Annotated in this window: 19 protein-coding genes, 1 pseudogene and 1 riboswitch; of the genes and pseudogenes, 16 read left to right on the top strand and 4 right to left on the bottom strand. The window is 73.0% G+C overall.

What is annotated here, in order from left to right; genetic code table 11:
• Nucleotides 1-191: 191 nt before the first annotated feature.
• A riboswitch (cyclic di-AMP (ydaO/yuaA leader) is annotated at nt 192-348 on the top strand.
• A gap of 3 nt (nt 349-351) precedes the next feature.
• The 4 genes from ACGRHY_RS01260 (at nt 352) to ACGRHY_RS01245 (ending at nt 4,216) form a co-directional block, all read left to right on the top strand.
• Nucleotides 352-825, top strand: coding sequence for a C40 family peptidase (locus ACGRHY_RS01260; RefSeq protein ID WP_394633530.1), 474 nt, complete (start codon nt 352-354; stop codon nt 823-825).
• A 119-nt stretch (nt 826-944) separates the two neighbouring features.
• Entirely contained in the window at nt 945-1,946 is a 1,002-nt protein-coding gene (locus tag ACGRHY_RS01255) for an NAD-dependent epimerase/dehydratase family protein (protein WP_394633529.1), read from the top strand.
• Nucleotides 1,947-2,240: 294 nt separating this feature from the next.
• The gene (locus ACGRHY_RS01250) at nt 2,241-2,636 is read left to right on the top strand and encodes a hypothetical protein (protein WP_394633528.1); all 396 of its coding nucleotides are present in this window, start codon (nt 2,241-2,243) and stop codon (nt 2,634-2,636) included.
• Between the two features lie 164 nt (nt 2,637-2,800).
• A complete protein-coding gene (locus ACGRHY_RS01245; RefSeq protein WP_394633527.1) occupies nt 2,801-4,216 on the top strand; it encodes an NADP-dependent succinic semialdehyde dehydrogenase in 1,416 nt (471 codons plus the stop codon).
• Nucleotides 4,217-4,247: 31 nt separating this feature from the next.
• Here the strand turns inward: ACGRHY_RS01245 and ACGRHY_RS01240 are convergent, their stop codons facing one another.
• Nucleotides 4,248-4,682 (bottom strand): ATP-binding protein, encoded by a 435-nt coding sequence (locus ACGRHY_RS01240; RefSeq protein ID WP_394633526.1) that lies wholly within the window; start codon nt 4,680-4,682, stop codon nt 4,248-4,250.
• 393 nt (nt 4,683-5,075) lie between these two features.
• On the opposite strand from ACGRHY_RS01240, the gene ACGRHY_RS01235 reads away from it, so the two are divergent.
• Entirely contained in the window at nt 5,076-5,933 is an 858-nt protein-coding gene (locus ACGRHY_RS01235) for a Sco1979 family transcriptional regulator (protein ID WP_394633525.1), read from the top strand.
• Nucleotides 5,934-6,094: 161 nt separating this feature from the next.
• The gene (locus ACGRHY_RS01230; RefSeq protein WP_394633524.1) at nt 6,095-7,318 is read left to right on the top strand and encodes a hypothetical protein; all 1,224 of its coding nucleotides are present in this window, start codon (nt 6,095-6,097) and stop codon (nt 7,316-7,318) included.
• A gap of 27 nt (nt 7,319-7,345) precedes the next feature.
• Here ACGRHY_RS01230 and ACGRHY_RS01225 read toward each other — a convergent pair whose 3' ends face one another.
• Nucleotides 7,346-7,654, bottom strand: coding sequence for a hypothetical protein (locus ACGRHY_RS01225; protein WP_394637873.1), 309 nt, complete (start codon nt 7,652-7,654; stop codon nt 7,346-7,348).
• A 334-nt stretch (nt 7,655-7,988) separates the two neighbouring features.
• On the opposite strand from ACGRHY_RS01225, the gene ACGRHY_RS01220 reads away from it, so the two are divergent.
• The gene (locus tag ACGRHY_RS01220; protein WP_394633523.1) at nt 7,989-9,068 is read left to right on the top strand and encodes a glutamate--cysteine ligase; all 1,080 of its coding nucleotides are present in this window, start codon (nt 7,989-7,991) and stop codon (nt 9,066-9,068) included.
• A 29-nt stretch (nt 9,069-9,097) separates the two neighbouring features.
• Here the strand turns inward: ACGRHY_RS01220 and ACGRHY_RS01215 are convergent, their stop codons facing one another.
• On the bottom strand, nt 9,098-9,538 hold the full coding sequence (locus ACGRHY_RS01215) for a hypothetical protein (RefSeq protein ID WP_394633522.1): 441 nt from the start codon (nt 9,536-9,538) through the stop codon (nt 9,098-9,100).
• A gap of 223 nt (nt 9,539-9,761) precedes the next feature.
• Between ACGRHY_RS01215 and ACGRHY_RS01210 the strand changes: the two genes are divergently transcribed.
• The 4 genes and pseudogenes from ACGRHY_RS01210 to ACGRHY_RS01195 form a co-directional block, all read left to right on the top strand.
• A complete protein-coding gene (locus ACGRHY_RS01210) occupies nt 9,762-10,400 on the top strand; it encodes a hypothetical protein (RefSeq protein WP_394633521.1) in 639 nt (212 codons plus the stop codon).
• A 224-nt stretch (nt 10,401-10,624) separates the two neighbouring features.
• Nucleotides 10,625-12,268: a catalase gene (locus ACGRHY_RS01205; RefSeq protein ID WP_394633520.1), complete on the top strand. Its 1,644-nt coding sequence runs from the start codon at nt 10,625-10,627 to the stop codon at nt 12,266-12,268.
• 115 nt (nt 12,269-12,383) lie between these two features.
• Complete coding sequence (locus tag ACGRHY_RS01200) at nt 12,384-12,656, top strand: DUF4235 domain-containing protein (protein WP_394633519.1); 273 nt, start codon at nt 12,384-12,386, stop codon at nt 12,654-12,656.
• 356 nt (nt 12,657-13,012) lie between these two features.
• Nucleotides 13,013-13,432: pseudogene (locus tag ACGRHY_RS01195) on the top strand (glycosyl hydrolase 115 family protein); the annotation flags it as partial.
• 75 nt (nt 13,433-13,507) lie between these two features.
• Here the strand turns inward: ACGRHY_RS01195 and ACGRHY_RS01190 are convergent.
• On the bottom strand, nt 13,508-14,488 hold the full coding sequence (locus tag ACGRHY_RS01190; protein ID WP_394633518.1) for a DUF2637 domain-containing protein: 981 nt from the start codon (nt 14,486-14,488) through the stop codon (nt 13,508-13,510).
• Between the two features lie 360 nt (nt 14,489-14,848).
• Between ACGRHY_RS01190 and ACGRHY_RS01185 the strand changes: the two genes are divergently transcribed.
• The 5 genes from ACGRHY_RS01185 (at nt 14,849) to ACGRHY_RS01165 (ending at nt 17,928) form a co-directional block, all read left to right on the top strand.
• The gene (locus tag ACGRHY_RS01185) at nt 14,849-15,745 is read left to right on the top strand and encodes a glycoside hydrolase family 19 protein (protein ID WP_394637872.1); all 897 of its coding nucleotides are present in this window, start codon (nt 14,849-14,851) and stop codon (nt 15,743-15,745) included.
• A gap of 160 nt (nt 15,746-15,905) precedes the next feature.
• Complete coding sequence (locus tag ACGRHY_RS01180; protein WP_394633517.1) at nt 15,906-16,319, top strand: site-specific integrase; 414 nt, start codon at nt 15,906-15,908, stop codon at nt 16,317-16,319.
• A 143-nt stretch (nt 16,320-16,462) separates the two neighbouring features.
• A complete protein-coding gene (locus ACGRHY_RS01175) occupies nt 16,463-16,768 on the top strand; it encodes a hypothetical protein (protein ID WP_394633516.1) in 306 nt (101 codons plus the stop codon).
• A 74-nt stretch (nt 16,769-16,842) separates the two neighbouring features.
• The gene (locus tag ACGRHY_RS01170; RefSeq protein ID WP_394633515.1) at nt 16,843-17,379 is read left to right on the top strand and encodes a DUF1360 domain-containing protein; all 537 of its coding nucleotides are present in this window, start codon (nt 16,843-16,845) and stop codon (nt 17,377-17,379) included.
• Nucleotides 17,380-17,451: 72 nt separating this feature from the next.
• Nucleotides 17,452-17,928 (top strand): AAA family ATPase, encoded by a 477-nt coding sequence (locus ACGRHY_RS01165; protein WP_394633514.1) that lies wholly within the window; start codon nt 17,452-17,454, stop codon nt 17,926-17,928.
• The last annotated feature ends 4 nt before the right edge of the window (nt 17,929-17,932 follow it).

The raw sequence follows: 17,932 nt of genomic DNA, 5'->3' as shown, positions 1-17,932 counted from the left end.
CTTGGCGCTTCGGTCAGTCTGCCGGAACAGGGCCCCGTCCCTCGGCGGACCGACAGTGAGCATGTTCACAAAACATCTCCGATCGACCGATTGGGAGTCTTTCTGACGCACTATCCGTAGGAGACCGCAAGTCCCCGCCGCAGGGCGGGGCCGCCCGGCCGGACGCCCAATCCTGCCGCCGTCCGGGTGAGAAACGGACCATGACGAGACGGCAGGAGCGGGAGACCCGAGCAAGGCGGGCCGCGCACGACGCGGCCCTTGGGGTGAAGCCACGCCGCGCGTGGCCGGGCAACTTCGCCGGCCCGAACCCGACAGGTCATCTTTCGCAGGCGTATGACGAAGGGTTCACTCATGTCTGCGCACGCACGCATACCGGCACCGGTGTCCCGGGCGGGCATCACCACCGCCGTCACCGCCGCCACCCTGGCGGGGACGATGCTCATCCCGTCCGCCGCGCCCGAGGCCGAGGCGGCCACCTCCGCGAACAGGGCACTCAGGGTCGCGGCCTCCAAGGAGGGCGCCCCTTACAGCTACGGCGCCGCCGGCCCCAGCCGGTTCGACTGCTCGGGACTCACCCAGTACTCGTACAAGAAGGCGGGCAAGAAACTGCCGCGCACCGCGGCGGCCCAGTACAACCGCTCGAAGAAGGTCTCCGCCAGGTCGCGCAAGAAGGGCGACCTGGTCTTCTTCCACTCGGGCGGCAGTGTCTACCACGTCGGCGTCTATGCCGGCGAGGGACGGATCTGGCACTCACCGAAGCCGGGCAAGACCGTCCGCAAGGAGAGGATCTGGACCAAGAGCGTGCGCTACGGGCGCGTGAGGTGACACGGCGGCACCCGAACCGGGCCGGGCCCCGCAAGGGCCCGGCCCGGTTCGGCTTGTGGCGATTACGCCACGGGCGTGAAGCCGCTCCGCCCGGCCGCGCCGGCGGGCACGCTCGGCCCATGAGACTTCTGGTAATGGGCGGAACGGAGTTCGTCGGCCGTGCGGTCGCCGAGGAGGCGCTGGCGCGCGGCTGGGAGGTGACCGTCTTCAACCGGGGCCGCCACGCCCCGCCGCCCGGTGCCACCGCGCTGCGGGGCGACCGCACGGCCGACGGCGGGCTCGCAGCCCTGAAGGAAACGGCCGGCGGCTGGGACATCGTGGTCGACACCTGGTCCGGGGCGCCCGCCGCGGTACGCGACGCCGCCGTCGTGCTGGCGCGGCGGGCGGGGTGCTACGCGTACGTCTCCAGCCGCTCGGTGTACACCTACCCGCCCCCGGCCGGCCTGGACGAGACGGGCCCGCTCGTCGACGCCTCGCCCGACGACGAAGCCGCCGCCGACTACGCCGGGGCCAAGCGGGGAGGGGAGATGGCCGTCGAGGCGGCTTTCGGCGACCGGGGCCTGCTGGTGCGTGCGGGTCTGATCCTGGGCCCGTACGAGAACATCGGGCGGCTGCCGTGGTGGCTGCTGCGCGTCTCCCGGGGCGGTGAGGTGCTGGCGCCCGGTCCCCGGGACCTCCCCCTGCAGTACGTGGACGCGCGCGACCTCGCCGTCTGGACGCTGGAGGCCGCCGGGCGCGGACTGGGCGGCCCGTACAACCTGGTGAGCCCGCCCGGCCACGCCACCATGGGCGGGCTGCTGGAGAGCTGCGTACGCGTCACCGGTTCCGGCGCGCGGCTGCGGTGGACCGACCCCGGGCCGATCCTCGCGGCGGGGGTGCGGCCGTGGACGGACCTGCCGGTGTGGATCCCGCCGGGCGAGTTCCACGGCGCCATGCACCGAGGGGACGTCTCCCGGGCCGTCGCGGCGGGACTGCGCTGCCGCCCCGTGGAGCGGACCGTGGCCGACACCTGGGCCTGGCTGTGCGCCCTGGGCGGCGAGCCGCCCCTCCGTCCCGACCGTCCCCGGGTGGGACTGGCGCCCGGGAAGGAGGCTGAGATCCTCCGTACGGCGGGGGGTTGATCACCGGAGTGGTGATGGCCGTCGTTCCGCGAAGGCGAGTCCGCCATGGCGTCGTGCCGGGCGAAGCAGGTACTGGCAGCCGGGTGGGCGGTGCTCGGGGTGGCGGGCACCGGGGCCACGCTGGTGCTGAACGACAGCGCCAAGGGCGCCTCCGAGCGGTACGGCTGGTACGAGCACACCCCGGAGGGACAGCCTCCGGCTCCTCCGGCTCATCCGGCTTCGGTGGAGGACGACCACTGCGCGACGCCCGGAACGGCCTGTGACCATCGCCCGCACCGGGGTACAGGTGGGGGCATGAGTACTGAACAGACCGGACAGACCAAGGAAGGGGCGTGCCTCGTCGAGATCGAGCTGCCCCACTGCACCGCTTCGAACGCGGCGGCCGTCTTCGCCGTCCTGAGGTCGGCGTTCCCCGGGTCGCCCGAGCTGGGTGACGGCAACGGCGGGGGCGGGCCCGGGGCGGACGGCGAGCAGCGGAAGTTCTGGCTGGGCACGGTCGACGTCCGCACACACGGTGAGGTGGAGTGCACCCTGGAACTCGGGGAGCCGGTCGAGGCGGACCTCAGCGGCGGCCCCGACGCGGTACGGCAGGTCCAGGACGCCCTCGCGGGCTTCTACGACGTGACGGCCGAGCCCCGGATCTCGGGCGACCAGGAGGTGGAGGTGCGGCTGAGGCTCGCCCAGCGCTGATGACCGGCCCGCGGCCGGTGGCGCCGTTCGCCGACTGAGACCGCCGCGGGCGGGTACGCGCCCCCGCGAACGGAAGCCAGCGAGGACGAGCGGGAGCGGGGAGCGCCGGCCGGCGCTCCCGGCCGGCGGGCCGCGCCGTCTCCGAGCACCCCCGGGAGGGACCCATGCCCATCTCGACCACCAACCCGGCCACCGGCGAGACCCTGCAGACCTTCGATGCACTGGGCGCGGAGGAGACCGGGGAGCGGCTGGAGCGCGCCCGCGCCGCCTTCGAGGAGTACCGCACCACCGGCTTCGCCGAGCGTGCCGAACTGCTGCGCCGGGCGGCCGACCTGCTGGAGAAGGAGCGGGACGACATCGCCCGCACCCTGACCACCGAGATGGGCAAGCCCGTCACCGCGGCCCGCGCCGAGGCCGCCAAGTGCGTGAAGGCGATGCGCTGGTACGCCGACCACGCCGGGGAACTGCTGGCCGACGACCACCCCTCACCGGCGGACGTGGAGGACAGCGGCGGCAGCACGGCGTACGTGCGCTACCGCCCGCTGGGCCCGGTCCTGGCGGTGATGCCCTGGAACTTCCCGCTGTGGCAGGTGATCCGCTTCGCGGCCCCCGCCCTGATGGCGGGCAACACCGGCCTGCTCAAGCATGCCTCGAACGTGCCGCGGACCGCGCTGTACCTGGAGGACCTCTTCCGCCGCGCGGGCTATCCGCGGGGCTGCTTCCAGACCCTGCTGATCGGCTCCGGCGCGGTGGAGGGCGTCCTGCGCGACGACCGTGTGGCCGCCGCGACGCTCACCGGCAGCGAACCCGCCGGGCGCTCGGTGGCCTCGGCCGCCGGTGACGAGATCAAGAAGACCGTTCTGGAACTGGGCGGCAGCGACCCCTACCTCGTCCTGCCCTCGGCGGACGTGGTGAAGGCGGCCGAGGTCGCGGTGACCGCGCGGACCCAGAACAACGGCCAGTCCTGCATCGCGGCCAAGCGTTTCATCGTGCACCAGGACGTGTACGGGGATTTCGCCCGGTTGTTCGTGGACGGCATGAAGGCCCTGAAGGTGGGCGACCCGATGGACGAGTCCACCCAGGTCGGGCCGCTGGCCAGTGAGAGGGGCCGGGCCGACCTGGAGGAACTGGTCGAGGACGCCCGCGAGCGCGGCGCCACCGTGCTGTGCGGCGGACGGCGGCCCGCGGCCCACCCGGCCGGCTGGTTCTACGAGCCCACCGTCCTGGCGGATGTCACGCCCGGGATGCGCGTCCACCGTGAGGAGACCTTCGGTCCGGTGGCGACCCTCTACCGGGCGGCGGACCTGGACGAGGCGATCGAGGTGGCCAACGACACCCCCTTCGGCCTGAGCTCCAACGTCTGGACCCGCGACCGGGAGGAACAGGACCGCTGCGTACGCGACCTGCGGGCGGGTGGTGTCTACTTCAACGGCATGACCGCCTCGCACCCGGCGATGCCCTTCGGCGGGATCAAGCGCTCCGGCTACGGCCGGGAGCTGTCGGGGCACGGCATCCGCGAGTTCTGCAACGTCACCACGGTCTGGCACGGCACGCCCCCGGACGTCCCCACCGCCGAGTGACGCGCGGCGGGCGTGCGACGGACGGGGTCCGTCACCCGTCGTCGAGCCTCAGTTCCGCCCATACGACGCGTCCCCTCGCCTGGGCGGCGGGTATGTCCCCCCAGGACTCGGCGAGGGCGTCGACGAGCTGGAGTCCGCGCCCGCTGGTCGCCTCGACGTCCGCCGAACGGGCCGCGAGTCCGCACGCGCCGGTGCCCTGGTCGCGTACCTCTATGCGCAGCCGCCGGTCGCCGTGCTGGAGAAGACAGGCGATTCTGTCGCTGACGGTGTGGACCATGGCGTTGGTGACGAACTCGGACACGACCAGCTGTGCCGTGTCGACCACGCTCTGCGGGCAGTGCCAGCGGTGCAGCCACTCCACGAGCAGATGCCGGGCCACGCACACGGAGGAGCCCTGGGCGGGCACTTCGAACTCCGCCCGTTGTCGCGATCGCTGGGGGTGGACGGCCGGCAGCATGGGTGCCATGTGCGCTGAGCGGGGGAGAAGAGCCATCAGTGGCTCGCCTTTCGTGCGCCGGTGGGCGTCGGGGCCGGTGCGCCGTGCGCGGGGCCCGGCCCGTGCGAGGGGCCGGTGCGCGGGAACGCCTGCTGACCGGCCACCGCGTCCGGTGCGCCACGGTGGGGAGGGACGGCGAGGGCACGGGGCCCGCGGAAGGGGTGGGAGGGCCCGTGTACCGGGACGGTTCGACGCCGGTGTGACCGCGCCGTGAACTGGATCACCCGGCTACTATGCTCATTGGTGTCAGCAAAAGGCAAGAAGAGTTCTGCAAATTGCAAGATTTAAACGACAGCATGGCTGCATCACCGGGGCCGTGGCACACTGCTCTGCCGGTGAGGCGCGAGTGGAGAGGAAGAGACCATGGGCGAGTCCCGGTCGGCACCGACCGTGGGGCAGATCGTCCTGGGGCTACGCCTGCGTGACCTGCGGGAACGCGCCGGGAAGTCGTTCGAGGAAGCCGCCCGGGTCCTGAGCGTCACCACATCCACGGTCCGCCGCATGGAGAAGGCCGAGGTGGGCCTGCGCCCGCTGTACGTCAAGGCGCTGCTGGAGAGCTACGGCGTCGGGGCGGAAGAGACCGACGCCTTTCTCGCGCTGGTGGAGAAAGCCAACAGGCCGGGCTGGTGGCACCGCTTCCGCAGCGTCCTGCCCGACTGGTTCAGCCTCTACGTCAGCCTGGAGAGCGAGGCCGACCTCATCCGCTCCTACGAGCCCCACTGCGTTCCGGGGCTGCTCCAGACCGAGGAGTACGCCCGCGCCCTGCTGCGGACCGGCTTCCCCCGGGCGGACGAGGACGAGCTCGACCGGCGGGTCGCCCTGCGCATGGGACGGCAGCAGCTCCTGGCCAAGCCCGCCGCGCCGCGCCTGTGGGTGGTGCTGGACGAGCAGGTGCTGCGCAGACCGGTCGGCGGCGCCGGCGTCATGAGGGCGCAGATCGACCGACTGGCCGAGGTCTGCGCCAGGCCCGGGATCAGCCTGCAGATCATGCCCTTCAGGGCAGGGCCCCACCCGGGGATGTTCGGCCCCTTCCAGCTCTTCCGGTTCAGCTATCCGGAGCTGCCGGACATCGTCTACACCGAGAGCCTGACCGGCGCCGTCTACATCGACGAACGCCCGGAGGTCACCACCTATCTGGAAGCCCTCGACCGCATGGTCACCCAGGCCCTGCCGGTCCAGGAGACCGAGCGGACGCTGCTCGAACTGCGCGACGCCTTCTGAGGCCGGCTCGCCCCTCCGCGCCCGGTGTGGCCGAGGTCACAGGGCGGCCGCCCCCTTCCGTGCAACCGTTGTGCGGGCGGCGCGCGGACATGTAGGAATGGCCCTTCCTGATGATCGCTTCACGTCGGCACGTGATCGGAAGAGACAAGGAAGAGCACGTCATGTCTGTCCAGCCGCCCACCCCCGGAAACGACGCGAACGAACCGGAGGGCGGGCGTCCGGACATACCCGACGAGATGTGGGAGCGTTTCGTCGGCGAGTGCGAGACCTCGCCGGGCTCCGCTCCCAAGGAGCCGTCCGCCCGGGCGCGGATGGTGACCGAACGCCTCCGGAAGGCCGACGAGGAAGCCGCCGCAGGGAAGCGGACCCGGCGCTGGGGCAGGAAGCGGCAGCCCGAACCGTGGCAGCCCGAGGGCTGGCGCACCGGCCCCGCCTGGCAGGAGATGGAGGGCGGTCGGCGCGGACGCGGCGGGCGTCCGGGCCGGGTCGGCATGGCGCTCGGCGCCGGTGTGACCGCGCTGGCCCTGCTCTACGCGCTCAACCCGTCGCTTGTGCGCTCCTGGCTGCCCGCCGGCGCCGAGGGCACCGGATCGGCCGCCCCCCTGCCCGCGGAGACCGCGGCGCCCGCCGCCGCGCCTCAGGAGGACCCCCTACCCGATCAGCCCACGGTGAAGCAGCCGTTCGCCGGCTCGCCCGCCAAGCGGTGGGCCGAGGGCGCGGACGCCATCGAGGTGCCGAAGGCCGCCGCGGTCGGCGGTGTGCCGGCCGCCGAGATCCGGGCCGCCCTGGAGCGGACCAAGGAGTTCCTGGTCGCAGCCAACCTCGACCGCGACGTGCTGTACGGCGCCGAGCCGGCCGAAGCCCTGGCCCTGCTGGACCCGCTGATGGGCAGGACCGTCGACCGGATCAGGAAGTCCCTGGACAAGCCCACCGAGGAGGACGACCCCGTCTGGCTGTTCACCCGCTTCGACCGGGACGAGGTCCGCCTCGCCGGCGATGTGGTCAAGGTCCGCGGCCGGATGGAGGTGACCGAGGACGAGCAGGGGGTGCCGCGCATCCGCGCCGACTACACCTTCGTCTACCCCCTCGCCCGCGCGGAGGGAGGCGACGAGGTGGCCCGCACCGTCGTGCGCCGCGTACTCGACGTCGACGTGCTGCACGGGCCGCGGTGGGAGCACACCGAGGGCACGCTGTGGATGTACGGCTACAACGGGGACATCGCCAACGACACCTGTGACGAGCACGACGGCTTCATCCACCCGCAGTTCGTCGCCGACCGGTACGCCAATCCCGCCACGGGCCGGGAGAGGGACCCCTACGACCGCAGCAAGCCGGTCGAGGAGTGGACCGGGCGGGGGGAGTGCCTGGCGGCCTTGCGGACCTGAGCCGCTCCCGCACCGGGCCGTTCGGCCTCAGCCCCGGGAAGGGCGGCCGGTGCGCGGCATCCGCAGCACCGCCTCCTCGATCGCCCCCCGGGCCGCGGGGATCCCGAAGGCGGCTCGCTCGCGGACCTCCCTGACGGCGCGGGCGACCGCACGGCGGCGGGCGGTCGGCCGCGGTCGGCGAACCGCGAGACGGCCAGTGCCGCGGAGGCCGGCACGGTGGCGTGCCGGGCGCGGAAGTCCTCGGTGGCGATGTCCGCCCCGCCCGGTTCCGGCCCGGAGGTGGCCGTTGGGCCCGGGGCGGATCCACACGTCCGTCCAGGCCGGCTGAATGACCAGGGGCCTGGTCCGCTCCGGTTCCGCCGGATCGCGCAGCGGCCGGCCCCCGGCGTCGTGGCGGAAGCCGCGGCCGCGGCGTCTGCGGGTGCAGCAGGGGCCCGGGCCGGGTGTGGCGCAGACGCGGGAGAGTCCTCCCGGCCTCTCTCAGGTGGGCTTCCGGGATCTCCCGGGGCCGGCGCACCGCCGCGCGGGCGGTGCGCCGGTGCTCATTCCCCCCTTTCGGCCCTTTCGCGACCTCTTCGCCTCGCCCGGTCGTGTGACCGAATCGCCGCGCGTACTCGCGCCCGGTCGGGGAAGTCGCTGGACCGGACGACCGCCTGAGGAGGCTGTGGCGATGAGAAGCGTCGGTGTCGAGGAAGAACTGCTCCTGGTGAGTGCGGACAGTGGTGAGCCGCAGGCCGTCTCGGGAGCGGTGCTGGCCTCCGTGGGCAAGGACGAGGAGCTGGAGAAGGAGCTCCAGGAGGAGCAGCTGGAGACCGGTACCCGCCCGCGCACGCAGATGGTGGATCTGGCCGTGGAGGTGCGCCGGTGGCGCGGCGCTGCGTCGCAGCGGGCGCGCGCGGTCGGGGCGGAGGTCGCGGCGCTGGCCACCTCGCCGCAGGCGGTCGACCCCTCGCTCAGTCCCGGCGAACGCTATCTGCGGATGGCCCGGGAGTACGGGCTGACCGCCCAGGAGCAGCTCACCTGCGGGCTCCACGTCCATGTGAGCGTGGAGTCCGACGAGGAGGGGGTCGCCGTCCTGGACCGGATCCGGCCGTGGCTGGCCCCGCTGCTGGCGATGAGCGCCAACTCCCCCTTCTGGCAGGGGGAGGACAGCGGATACGCCAGCTACCGGAACCGGGTGTGGGGCCGGTGGCCGTCGGCGGGGCCGGTGGAGGTATTCGGCTCGGCCGGGAACTACCGCGAGCGGGTGCGTTCGATGATCCGGACGGGAGCGCTGCTGGACGAGGGGATGATCTACTTCGACGCCCGGCTGGCGCGGAACTATCCCACGGTCGAGGTGCGGGTCGCCGACGTGTGCCTCGACGCCCGCGACACGGTGCTGCTCGCGGCGCTGGTCCGCGCGCTGGTGGAGACCGCGGCCCGCCAGTGGCGCGCGGGCGAACCGCCCAGGCCGGTGGACGTCGGCCTGCTGCGCCTGGCTGCATGGCGGGCGGGCCGCTCCGGGCTCTCCGGAGAGCTGGTGCACCCGGTGGCCTTCGAGCCGGCACCCGCGGAGAGCGTCGTGGGCGCCCTGCTCGACCACACCGCCCCGGCCCTGTCGGACACCGGCGACCTGTCCCTGGCCAAGGAGGGGGTCGAGGGCCTCTTCCGGCGTGGCAACGGCGCCACCGCCCAGCGCGCCGTCCTCGAGGAGACGGGAGGCGACCTGAGCGCCGTCGTGGCCGAAGCGGTGCGCAGGACCGTGGCCTGAACCGAGCCCCCGCCCGCACGGGCGGGGGCTCAGCGACTGGCCGCGTCCTTGACCATCGCCGCGGCCAGCACCCTCTGCTTGAGCCGGGCGACGCAGTCCTCGCACGCGGAGAACACGGTCGTCCTCCCGCGGTACCCGACCTCCGCGAGAGGGCTCAGCGGCACGTCGTCCCGCCCGCACCACAACCAGCACACGGAGTCCCGGCCGGCGGGGGCGGGGCTCTCCACCTGCTCCTCCAGCCGGCTGATGCAGTCCTCGCAGGCGTACAGCGGGGCGTGGGTGCCCCAGGAGACCACCGGTCCCAGCCAGGTCACCGCCGTGCCGCCGCGCAGACACCACAGCCAGCAGTCGCCGACGACCCACGCGCACCAGCCGTCCTCCGCCTGTTCCGGCGGCTTCGCGGGCGGCTCGGGGTGCGAGGAGCCGGGCGGGGCGCCGCGCTCCCGGCCGGTGTCCGTCTCGGTGGGCACGGGGCGCCTCCTCTCCACACGGGGGAGCGGCCTTCCGCTCTGCGGCCCCCGTCATGCGTACCCCGGATCGCCCTGCGGGGACAGTGTGACTTCGGGCCAGCCTCGCGGGCGCGCCGACCCTCCTCCGGCAGCGGCCGGGATGCGGGAACCTGCTCCTCCCCACCTGCGCGTCCAGTGGTCGCGGCCGTCGGTCGGGCGGCCTCGGACAGGTGGGTACACCACTGTGTTTCGGACATCACGGGGAGCGCTGCGCCGGGCAGCGGTCATCGCGGTCGCGGCAGTTGCGGCGCTGACCGCCTGCCGGCCGGAGGACCTGCCGGTGGACGACGTCTCGCCGTCCGCTTCCCCGGGTGCGTCGGCGTCCGCCTCCCCGGGCGCGTCGCGGCCGGCCACGCCGGGTGGGAAGCGGTTCCTGGTGGACGCGTCGGAGGCGGGGGGCCTGCGCAAGCACACCGGGGACGGCGCCGTCGCGGACGTACCGGTCGACCCGGGGGAGACGCGGGACGGCATGCGACTGGTCGTCAGCCACTTCGCCGGCCCGGACGGCGGCGACCCGATCCTCTTCGAGGGCGTCGACAACGTCCCCGAGGACACGAGCAAACGCCGTGAGCACCTCTTCCGCGGCATGCTGGAGTACCTCGAATGGGATCCGGAGCCGGGGCAGCCCCGGGCTCGGCCGGTGGCCGACCCGGGACCGCTGGGCGGCTCGGTGGAGTGTCTGCTCGCCTCTCTCGCCGAGAACGGCCAGGTGATCTGCGGCTGGGCGGACGAGAGCACCGCCGCGGTTGCACTGTTCCCCGACAGCACCCTCGACGAGGCCGGGAGGCTGTTCGTCGCCATGCGCGGCGATCTGGAGCGCTGACCCCGGACGGGGCCGGCACACGGCACGCACGTCCGCCCGCACGCCGGCTGGCCGTTTCCCCCGCGGGGGAAACGGCCAGCCGGCGTGTTCGGTCCGCTCGCTCCTCGCGCGCACCGATGGCCGATGTGAAGGTACGAAAGGGACGGATCGGGGTACAGGCACACGCGCACGGCGGGTTCCGGACGCCTCCGCCGCGCGAACCCTCGTTCGAAGGAGACCAGTAGGTGACCGAGACAGCCAGGCAGCGCGACGACCGGCCGGTGCTCACGAACCGGCAGGGCCACCCGATCCACGACAACCAGAACCAGCGCACGGTCGGCGCCCGGGGTCCCGCCACGCTGGAGAACTACCACTTCCTCGAGAAGATCAGCCACTTCGACCGCGAGCGCATCCCCGAGCGGGTGGTGCACGCGCGTGGTGTGACGGCCTTGGGTTACTTCGAGGCGTACGGCTCCTGGGGCGACGAGCCCATCGCGCGGTACACCCGCGCCAAGCTGTTCCAGGAACGGGGCAAGCGCACCGACGTGGCCGTCCGCTTCTCCACGGTCATCGGCGGGCGCGACTCCTCCGAGGCGGCCCGCGACCCCCGCGGTTTCGCGGTGAAGTTCTACACCGAGGAGGGCAACTGGGACCTCGTCGGCAACAACCTGGGCGTCTTCTTCATCCGGGACGCCATCAAGTTCCCCGACGTCATCCACGCCCTCAAGCCCGACCCGGTGACCTTCGAGCAGCGGCCCGAGCGGATCTTCGACTTCATGTCGCAGACACCCGAGTCCATGCACATGCTGGTCAACCTCTTCAGCCCGCGCGGCATCCCCGCCGGCTACCGGCACATGCAGGGCTTCGGGGTCAACACCTACAAGTGGGAGAACTCCGACGGCCGCACCATGCTGGTCAAGTACCACTGGATGCCCAAGCAGGGCGTGCGCTCCATGACCGAGGAGGACGCCGCGAACGTCCAGGCCGACAACCTCGGCCACGCCACCAAGGACCTGTACGAGGCCGTTGAGCGGGGCGAGTACCCCGAGTGGGAACTCCTGGTGCAGATGATGGAGGACCACGAGCACCCGGAACTGGACTTCGACCCGCTGGACGACACCAAGACCTGGCCGGAGCAGGAGTTCCCGCCCAAGCCGGTGGGCCGCATGGTCCTCAACCGGATGCCGGACGACTTCTTCACCCAGAACGAGCAGATCGCCTTCGGCACCGGAGTGCTGGTCGACGGCCTGGACTTCTCCGACGACAAGATGCTGGTCGGCCGCACCTTCTCCTACAGCGACACCCAGCGCTACCGGGTGGGACCCAACTACCTGCAGTTGCCGGTGAACCGGGCCCAGGCGCCGGTCCATACCAACCAGAACGGCGGCCCCATGGCCTACGAGGTCGACCCCCGGGGCGAGAACCGGCACGTCAACTACGAGCCCTCCTCTCTCGGCGGACTCCAGGAGGCCGAGGGGCCGGGCTACGGCGAGCAGGGGCCGGAGCTCAGCGGCAGGCTGACCCGCAGCCGCATCCCCCGCACCAACGACTACCTGCAGGCCGGGCAGCGCTACCTGCTGATGGAGGACTGGGAGCGCGAGGACCTGGTCGCCAACTTCACCGACCAGTTCAAGCAGTGCCCCAGGCACATCCGGGAGCGGATGGTGTGGCACCTCCTGCTCGTGGAGAACGACCTCGGACTGCGGGTGGGCGAGGGGCTCGGCATCTCCCCGCAGGACGTGGTGAACCTGGAGCCGCTGCCGAACCAGCGGCTCACCGTCGAGGACCGCGAGCGCCTGGCGAATCTCGGCAAGAACCCGCCGCGGGACGTCGAGGGTCTGACGATGACCCACTGCGTCCCCGACGAGCGGCATGTGGTGACCCGCTGACCGGCGCGTACGCCGTGTGGCGGGGCGCGTGCGGGGAATCCGTGGGAAGACCCCGGGACGCCTCCGCACGGGGTGCCCCGGAACATTCCCGCAGATCCGCTAGGAGAGCCCGGTCATGAAGAAGAGAAAGCAGAAGCTGGTGTACAGGCCGGTGGGGTTCGCGCTCGGTACCCTGGGCGGCGTGATCGCGAGTACCGCCTTCAAGAAGGCCTGGAAGGCGATCAGCGACGAGGACGACGCCCCCGACCCCGGGGACGAGGACCGCAAGCTGGGCGAGATCCTGCTGGCCGCCGCGATCCAGGGTGTGATCTTCTCGGTGGTCAGGGCGGCGGTGGACCGCGGCGGTGCCGTCGCCGTCCGCAAGGTGACGGGTACCTGGCCGGGCTGAGCCCGGCGGCCGCCCCGGCGGGCGGCGCACCACGGCGGCGGGGCGGCTCCGGAGCTTTTGGGGCCGCCGGCTGCCGCCGGCGGGACGGCCGTGCGGACACGCGGTGCTGTACCCGCCCGAGGGAGGTGCCACAGCGTCGGATGTGCCGTGATGATTTCCTTTCCGGAAATGTTCCGGAACTATCGGCGTGTGTTTCCTCCTCAGCCCCTTCAGCCCCCCTCCCGTCCATGACGTGCGGAGATTGAGCGATGAGACGGCCCGACGCCGGTCCACAGGCCCCCGGGAACGCCAGCCGGCGGACGTTCCTCCGGAAGCGGCTGCCGGACCTCGGTCGGGCGTAGGACGGGACGGAGCCCTACCCCGTCACCGCGCCCAGCCGGGAACCCGGCGGCCTCGGGCCGCGCCTGGAGTGCGAGATGACGCTCACCACGGCCGGGGAGGCCGACGTGTGGGTCCACCCGTCGCCGAGCAACGACGTCCTGCCGGCCCGGGGGCCGCGGTACGCCGTCCCGGTCGACGACGCCGAACCGCGGACGGTGAATGTCACCACCGCCACCGGCGCCGACGACACCCACATGAACAGGCGGTGGGCGAGGAACACCTCCGACAACGTCAACCGCACCGTCACCCGGCACACGATCGGGCGGCCGGGTGTCCATGTCCTGAAGCCGTGGATGGTCGATCCGACGGTCATCGTGCACCGCATCGTCGTGGACACCGGCGGCCTGCGGCCGGGCTACCCGGGACCGCCGGAGAGCCGGCGGGCCGGCCGCTGATGAGCGGTGCCGCACCATGACGAGCCTGCCGGGCGGTCCGCGAGGGCCGTCCGGCAGGCTCGGTTCCCACCCGCTTCAGCGGCTGGGCCCGGGACGTCCTTCCGGAGACGGGCGCCCCGGGCCGTCCTCGCGGTACGTGGTCCGCCTTCGGGGGAGCGGACCACGCTGCGGCGGCGGCGCGGGCCTGCGGGGCAGGGCGTGCCGGGGCTGGGTGAGGGTGATCTGCCCCACCAGCTGGTGGAAGCAGGCCAGGGCGGTGATCGGGGGGAGGCCGGCGGCCGCCACCCCGGTCAGGGTCTTGGGGGCATGGGCCACGCACAGGACCACCGCCACGGCCGAGAAGAGGATCACCACCGCCCAGGAGTGCCGGACCCGGCGCCGCAGCACGGTGGCGCGCAGGATCGACAGCGAGCCGGCGAGCCAGGGTCCGTAGATCAGCAGGGGCCACCACCGTGCCAGGTCGGCGGGCACGGCGGGCCCGGCCAGCAGGCGCAGGGGGTCGTAGGAGACCAGTCCGCCCAGCACGCTGACCATCGCCACGATGCCGGCGGTCAGCGCCGCCACGGCGTAGCTGAACACGTGCAGCAGCGACAGCTCCGGCCGGTGTGGCGTCCGGCGCCTGCGCCGGTGGCGGCGTTCGGCGGCCGAGCGCCCCGCCCGCCGGGCGGGAGCGCGGTCGCCGCCGGGGTGACCCGCCTCTCCCGTCTCCCCGGCGTCGAGGCGGCGCAGCACCCGGGTGGTCTCGTCCGCCGGCGGTTCCGGGCCGGTGTGCGCCACGCCCCGGGCCTGCTCGGAAGGCCGGGGCCGGGCATGGGGCGGATCGTGCTCCCGGCCGTGGGGCAGGTGCGGCGCGTGGCCGGAGTCCTGCAGCAGCTTGGCGAGTTCGGCCTCGAAGTCCCAGGACGGATCGATGACGTCCACATCGGGTGGTGCGGGGGCTCGCCGCTCCGGTACGAACCACGGGTCGAAGTCCGGATGGACACCGGCGCGGTACCGGTCGGGGTCCGGGCCCGCAGGCGTGCCGTACGGATCGAAGTGCGGGCCCTGGTCACTCACGGCAGCTCGATCCGGGAAGGCGGGCCGCGGACGTGGAAAGCGGATCTGGTGGAGTCACGTCCACAACAACGAAGGCGGGACCCGACCGGATGACCGGCATTCGGGTGAAGTCTCAATTCGTACGATCACGGTGAACGACCTTCTTCTCATCCTAGATCACCTGTTTCCGGGCCCGGCCTCCAGGGGGCCGGGGAGGGGGGCGTCGACCGGACCGACCGGACCGACCGGAGAAGGGTGCTCCGGGTGGAGCCGCCGCGCACCTCCGTGGAAGCGCATCCTGGTCCATACCTTGACTGGTACATACCAAGGCGCTTGAGTGTTCCCGGCCCACCCCCCCGCCTCCGAACGGAACCTCAAGTGCTGAGAAAACGCCTCCTGGCGGGCCTCGCCGCCTCCGCCCTCGCAGGCGCCCTGGCGGTCGCCGTGCCCGCGACCTCCGCCTCCGCCGCCGAGTGCGCGACCCCGTGGAACTCCTCGGCGGTCTACCTCGGCGGGACGGCCGTCTCCCACGGCGGCCACAACTGGACCGCCCGTTGGTGGACCCAGAACGAGGCGCCGCCCGGAACCTCCGGCGTCTGGAACGACCAGGGCTCCTGCGGCGGCGGTGCGACCCCGCCGCCCGCGGACCCGGATCCGTCCGGATTCGTGGTCGGTGAGGCGCAGTTCAACCAGATGTTCCCGAACCGGAACCCCTTCTACACCTACCAGGGCCTTCAGGCGGCCCTGAGTGCCTATCCGGCCTTCGCGGGCACCGGCGGCGACACGGTGAGGAAGCGGGAGGCGGCCGCCTTCCTCGCCAACGTCGGCCACGAGACCGGCGGCCTGGTCCACATAGTGGAGCAGAACACCGCCAACCACCCGCACTACTGCGACAGCGGGCAGCCGTACGGCTGCCCCGCCGGCCAGGCCGCCTACTACGGGCGCGGCCCGATCCAGCTCAGCTGGAACTTCAACTACAAAGCGGCGGGCGACGCGCTGGGCATCGACCTGCTGCGCGATCCCCACCTGGTGGAGCGGGACGCGGCGGTCGCCTGGAAGACCGCCCTGTGGTATTGGAACACCCAGAGCGGACCGGGCACCATGACCCCGCACGACGCGATGGTGGGCGGGCACGGTTTCGGCGAGACCATCCGCAGCATCAACGGCTCCCTGGAGTGCGGCGGGCGCAATCCGGCCCAGGTGCAGAGCCGGATCGACAACTACCGGCGGTTCGTCCAGACCCTGGGTACCACACCGGGCGACAACCTCACCTGCTGACAAGGGAGTTGCGGCGGAGAGCCGCAGTGCGGCCCTCCGCCGCCGCCCGTCACCGCCCTCGTCGCGGGCGGCGGCACGGGGCTTTCGCGGTACGGCCTTCACAGGAAGGGTCCTTCTCACCCCTACCCGCGGACGTTTCCGGCCGGAATACTGCCGGGCCATGACGCTCACGGACGAACGCATCACCGCCGAACGGCTTGAGGAACTGCTCGCCGACGACTCCATCGACATGGCGCACCGGGCCCTGTGGCTGCTGCTGTGGGAGGGAGACCTGCGGGTGCTGGACCTGCTCTCCCTGGGGATCCAGGACGTGGACCTCCGGTCGAGGCGGGTGACCGGGGTGTGCGGCCGGGCGGTGCCCGAGGGCGAGGGGGACATCAGCGAGCGGGCGGCCGAGCTGCTGCGCGCGGTGGTCGGCGACCGGGAGAGCGGCCCGCTGTTCGCCGCGGGAAACCGCGCGCTGGGCTGGGAGCAGGTGATGCTTGCCGCGGGAGAACAGGGCCACGCCGTTCACGAGTTCCGCGCGGGAGGCCGGCTCCACCGCCGGGAGGAGCCGGCGGCGGTCTCCGAGTAGGCGCGGACGCCGTGCCGCGTGAGCGGTGGGCGGGGCCGCGGCCGAAGGAGGGGAGGGGCCGAGCGGCGGGCGCGGAGCCCCGGGAGCTGCGGAAACCGGCGAGAAGGGGTGTGGGGGCGGCACTCGGGGAAACCTGTGTACCCGTGTCAGCACGCAAGCGATACGCCGTGGCCGCGTCGGGCCGGTGGACCGGCGAGGAGGACGGTGTCCGGCTGCCCGCGGGCGAGGCGCACGCCTGGGAGCAGGGCATGAACCAGACCGTGTGCGGGCTGTCCTTCAGCCGCTCGCGACTCGACCGCTTCCCGCACGTGGCGTGGACCGACGCCATCCCCGAGTCGGGCGGCGCGGCCGACCGCGTACGGCGGCCGTGCCCGCGGTGCGCCTCGCCCGCGGGGCGGAGAGCAGCCGACGCACGCCCCCGGTGGCGGCGTACCGACCCCGGGCCCTGACCCGGGCGCGAGGTGCGGAATTCCGGGCACGGGGCACGAGGTCCTTTTCCGGACCGGTGAAGAGGAGGAGCCGAATGAGTGGGGCCATGGAGCAGGCCGCCGAGACGGTGGGCCGGGTCACCGGCGCGGACGAGTACTCCGAGGAGGGGGAGGTCTCCCTGCGCGGACTCGCCACGCTGGCGGGCGTCTACGCGACCGGTGCGGGGGTGTTCGCCTGGCGCGTGAGGGCATCGGGCCGGCGACTGCCCGAGCGGATTCCCCCGCTGGACCTGCTCCTGATGGGGGTCGCCACCTACCGCAGCTCCCGGCTGCTCACCAAGGACAAGGTCACCAGCTTCCTGCGGGCCCCCTTCACGCGCCGCACCGGCAGTCTCCACGGCGCCGAGGTCATGGACGTGCCCCGCGGACACGGGCTGCACCGGTCCGTGGGCGAACTGCTGGCCTGCCCCTTCTGCGTGTCGATGTGGATCGCGGGCGGCCTGACGGCGGGCTACGCCACGGCTCCGCGCGTCACCCGCCTGGTCACCTCCTGCCTGAGCAGCGTGGCGCTCTCCGACTGGCTGCAGTACGCCTGGAGCCTGACACAGCAGAGGGCCGAGGGCGAGGGCTGAGAGGCCGTGGCGGCGGCCCCGCCAACGAGCCCGGCCCCGGGAGAGGGGGCGCGGGCCCCGCCGGAACTGGCCGTGCTGGTGGGCCTCCAGGGCTCGGGTAAGACGACCTTCCGCGCACGCCGCTTTCCCGCCGGGTACACCGTGGTCAGCAAGGACCTCTTCCCGCGCTCCGCCCGGCACCGGCAGCGGCGGCAGATGCGCCTGGTGGAGGAGGCGCTGGAGCGGGGGCGGCCGGTGGTCGTGGACAACACCAACCCCTCACCGCTGGAGTGGGCTCCCCTGGTCGCCGCGGGGCGCGCCCGCGGGGCGCGGGTGGTGGCGTACTGGTTCCCGCCGGACGTGCCGAACGCCCTGGCGCGCAACGCCGCGCGCCAGGGCGGGGAACGCGTGCCCGAGGCGGGTTTCTTCGACACCCTCCGGCGGCTGCGCGAACCCCGCCGGTCGGACGGCTTCGACGCGGTGCGGGAGGTGCGCACCGACGGCCGCGGCGGGTTCGACGTACGAGACGTGCCGGACGTGCCGGGCGTACGGCCGGGCGGGGAGGGCTGACGGG

This window comes from Streptomyces shinuiensis (assembly GCF_043660855.1).
Taxonomy (GTDB): domain Bacteria; phylum Actinomycetota; class Actinomycetes; order Streptomycetales; family Streptomycetaceae; genus Streptomyces.
Note: the sequence above shows the minus strand (reverse complement) of the source record. Positions and strands in the feature narration are given on the sequence as shown.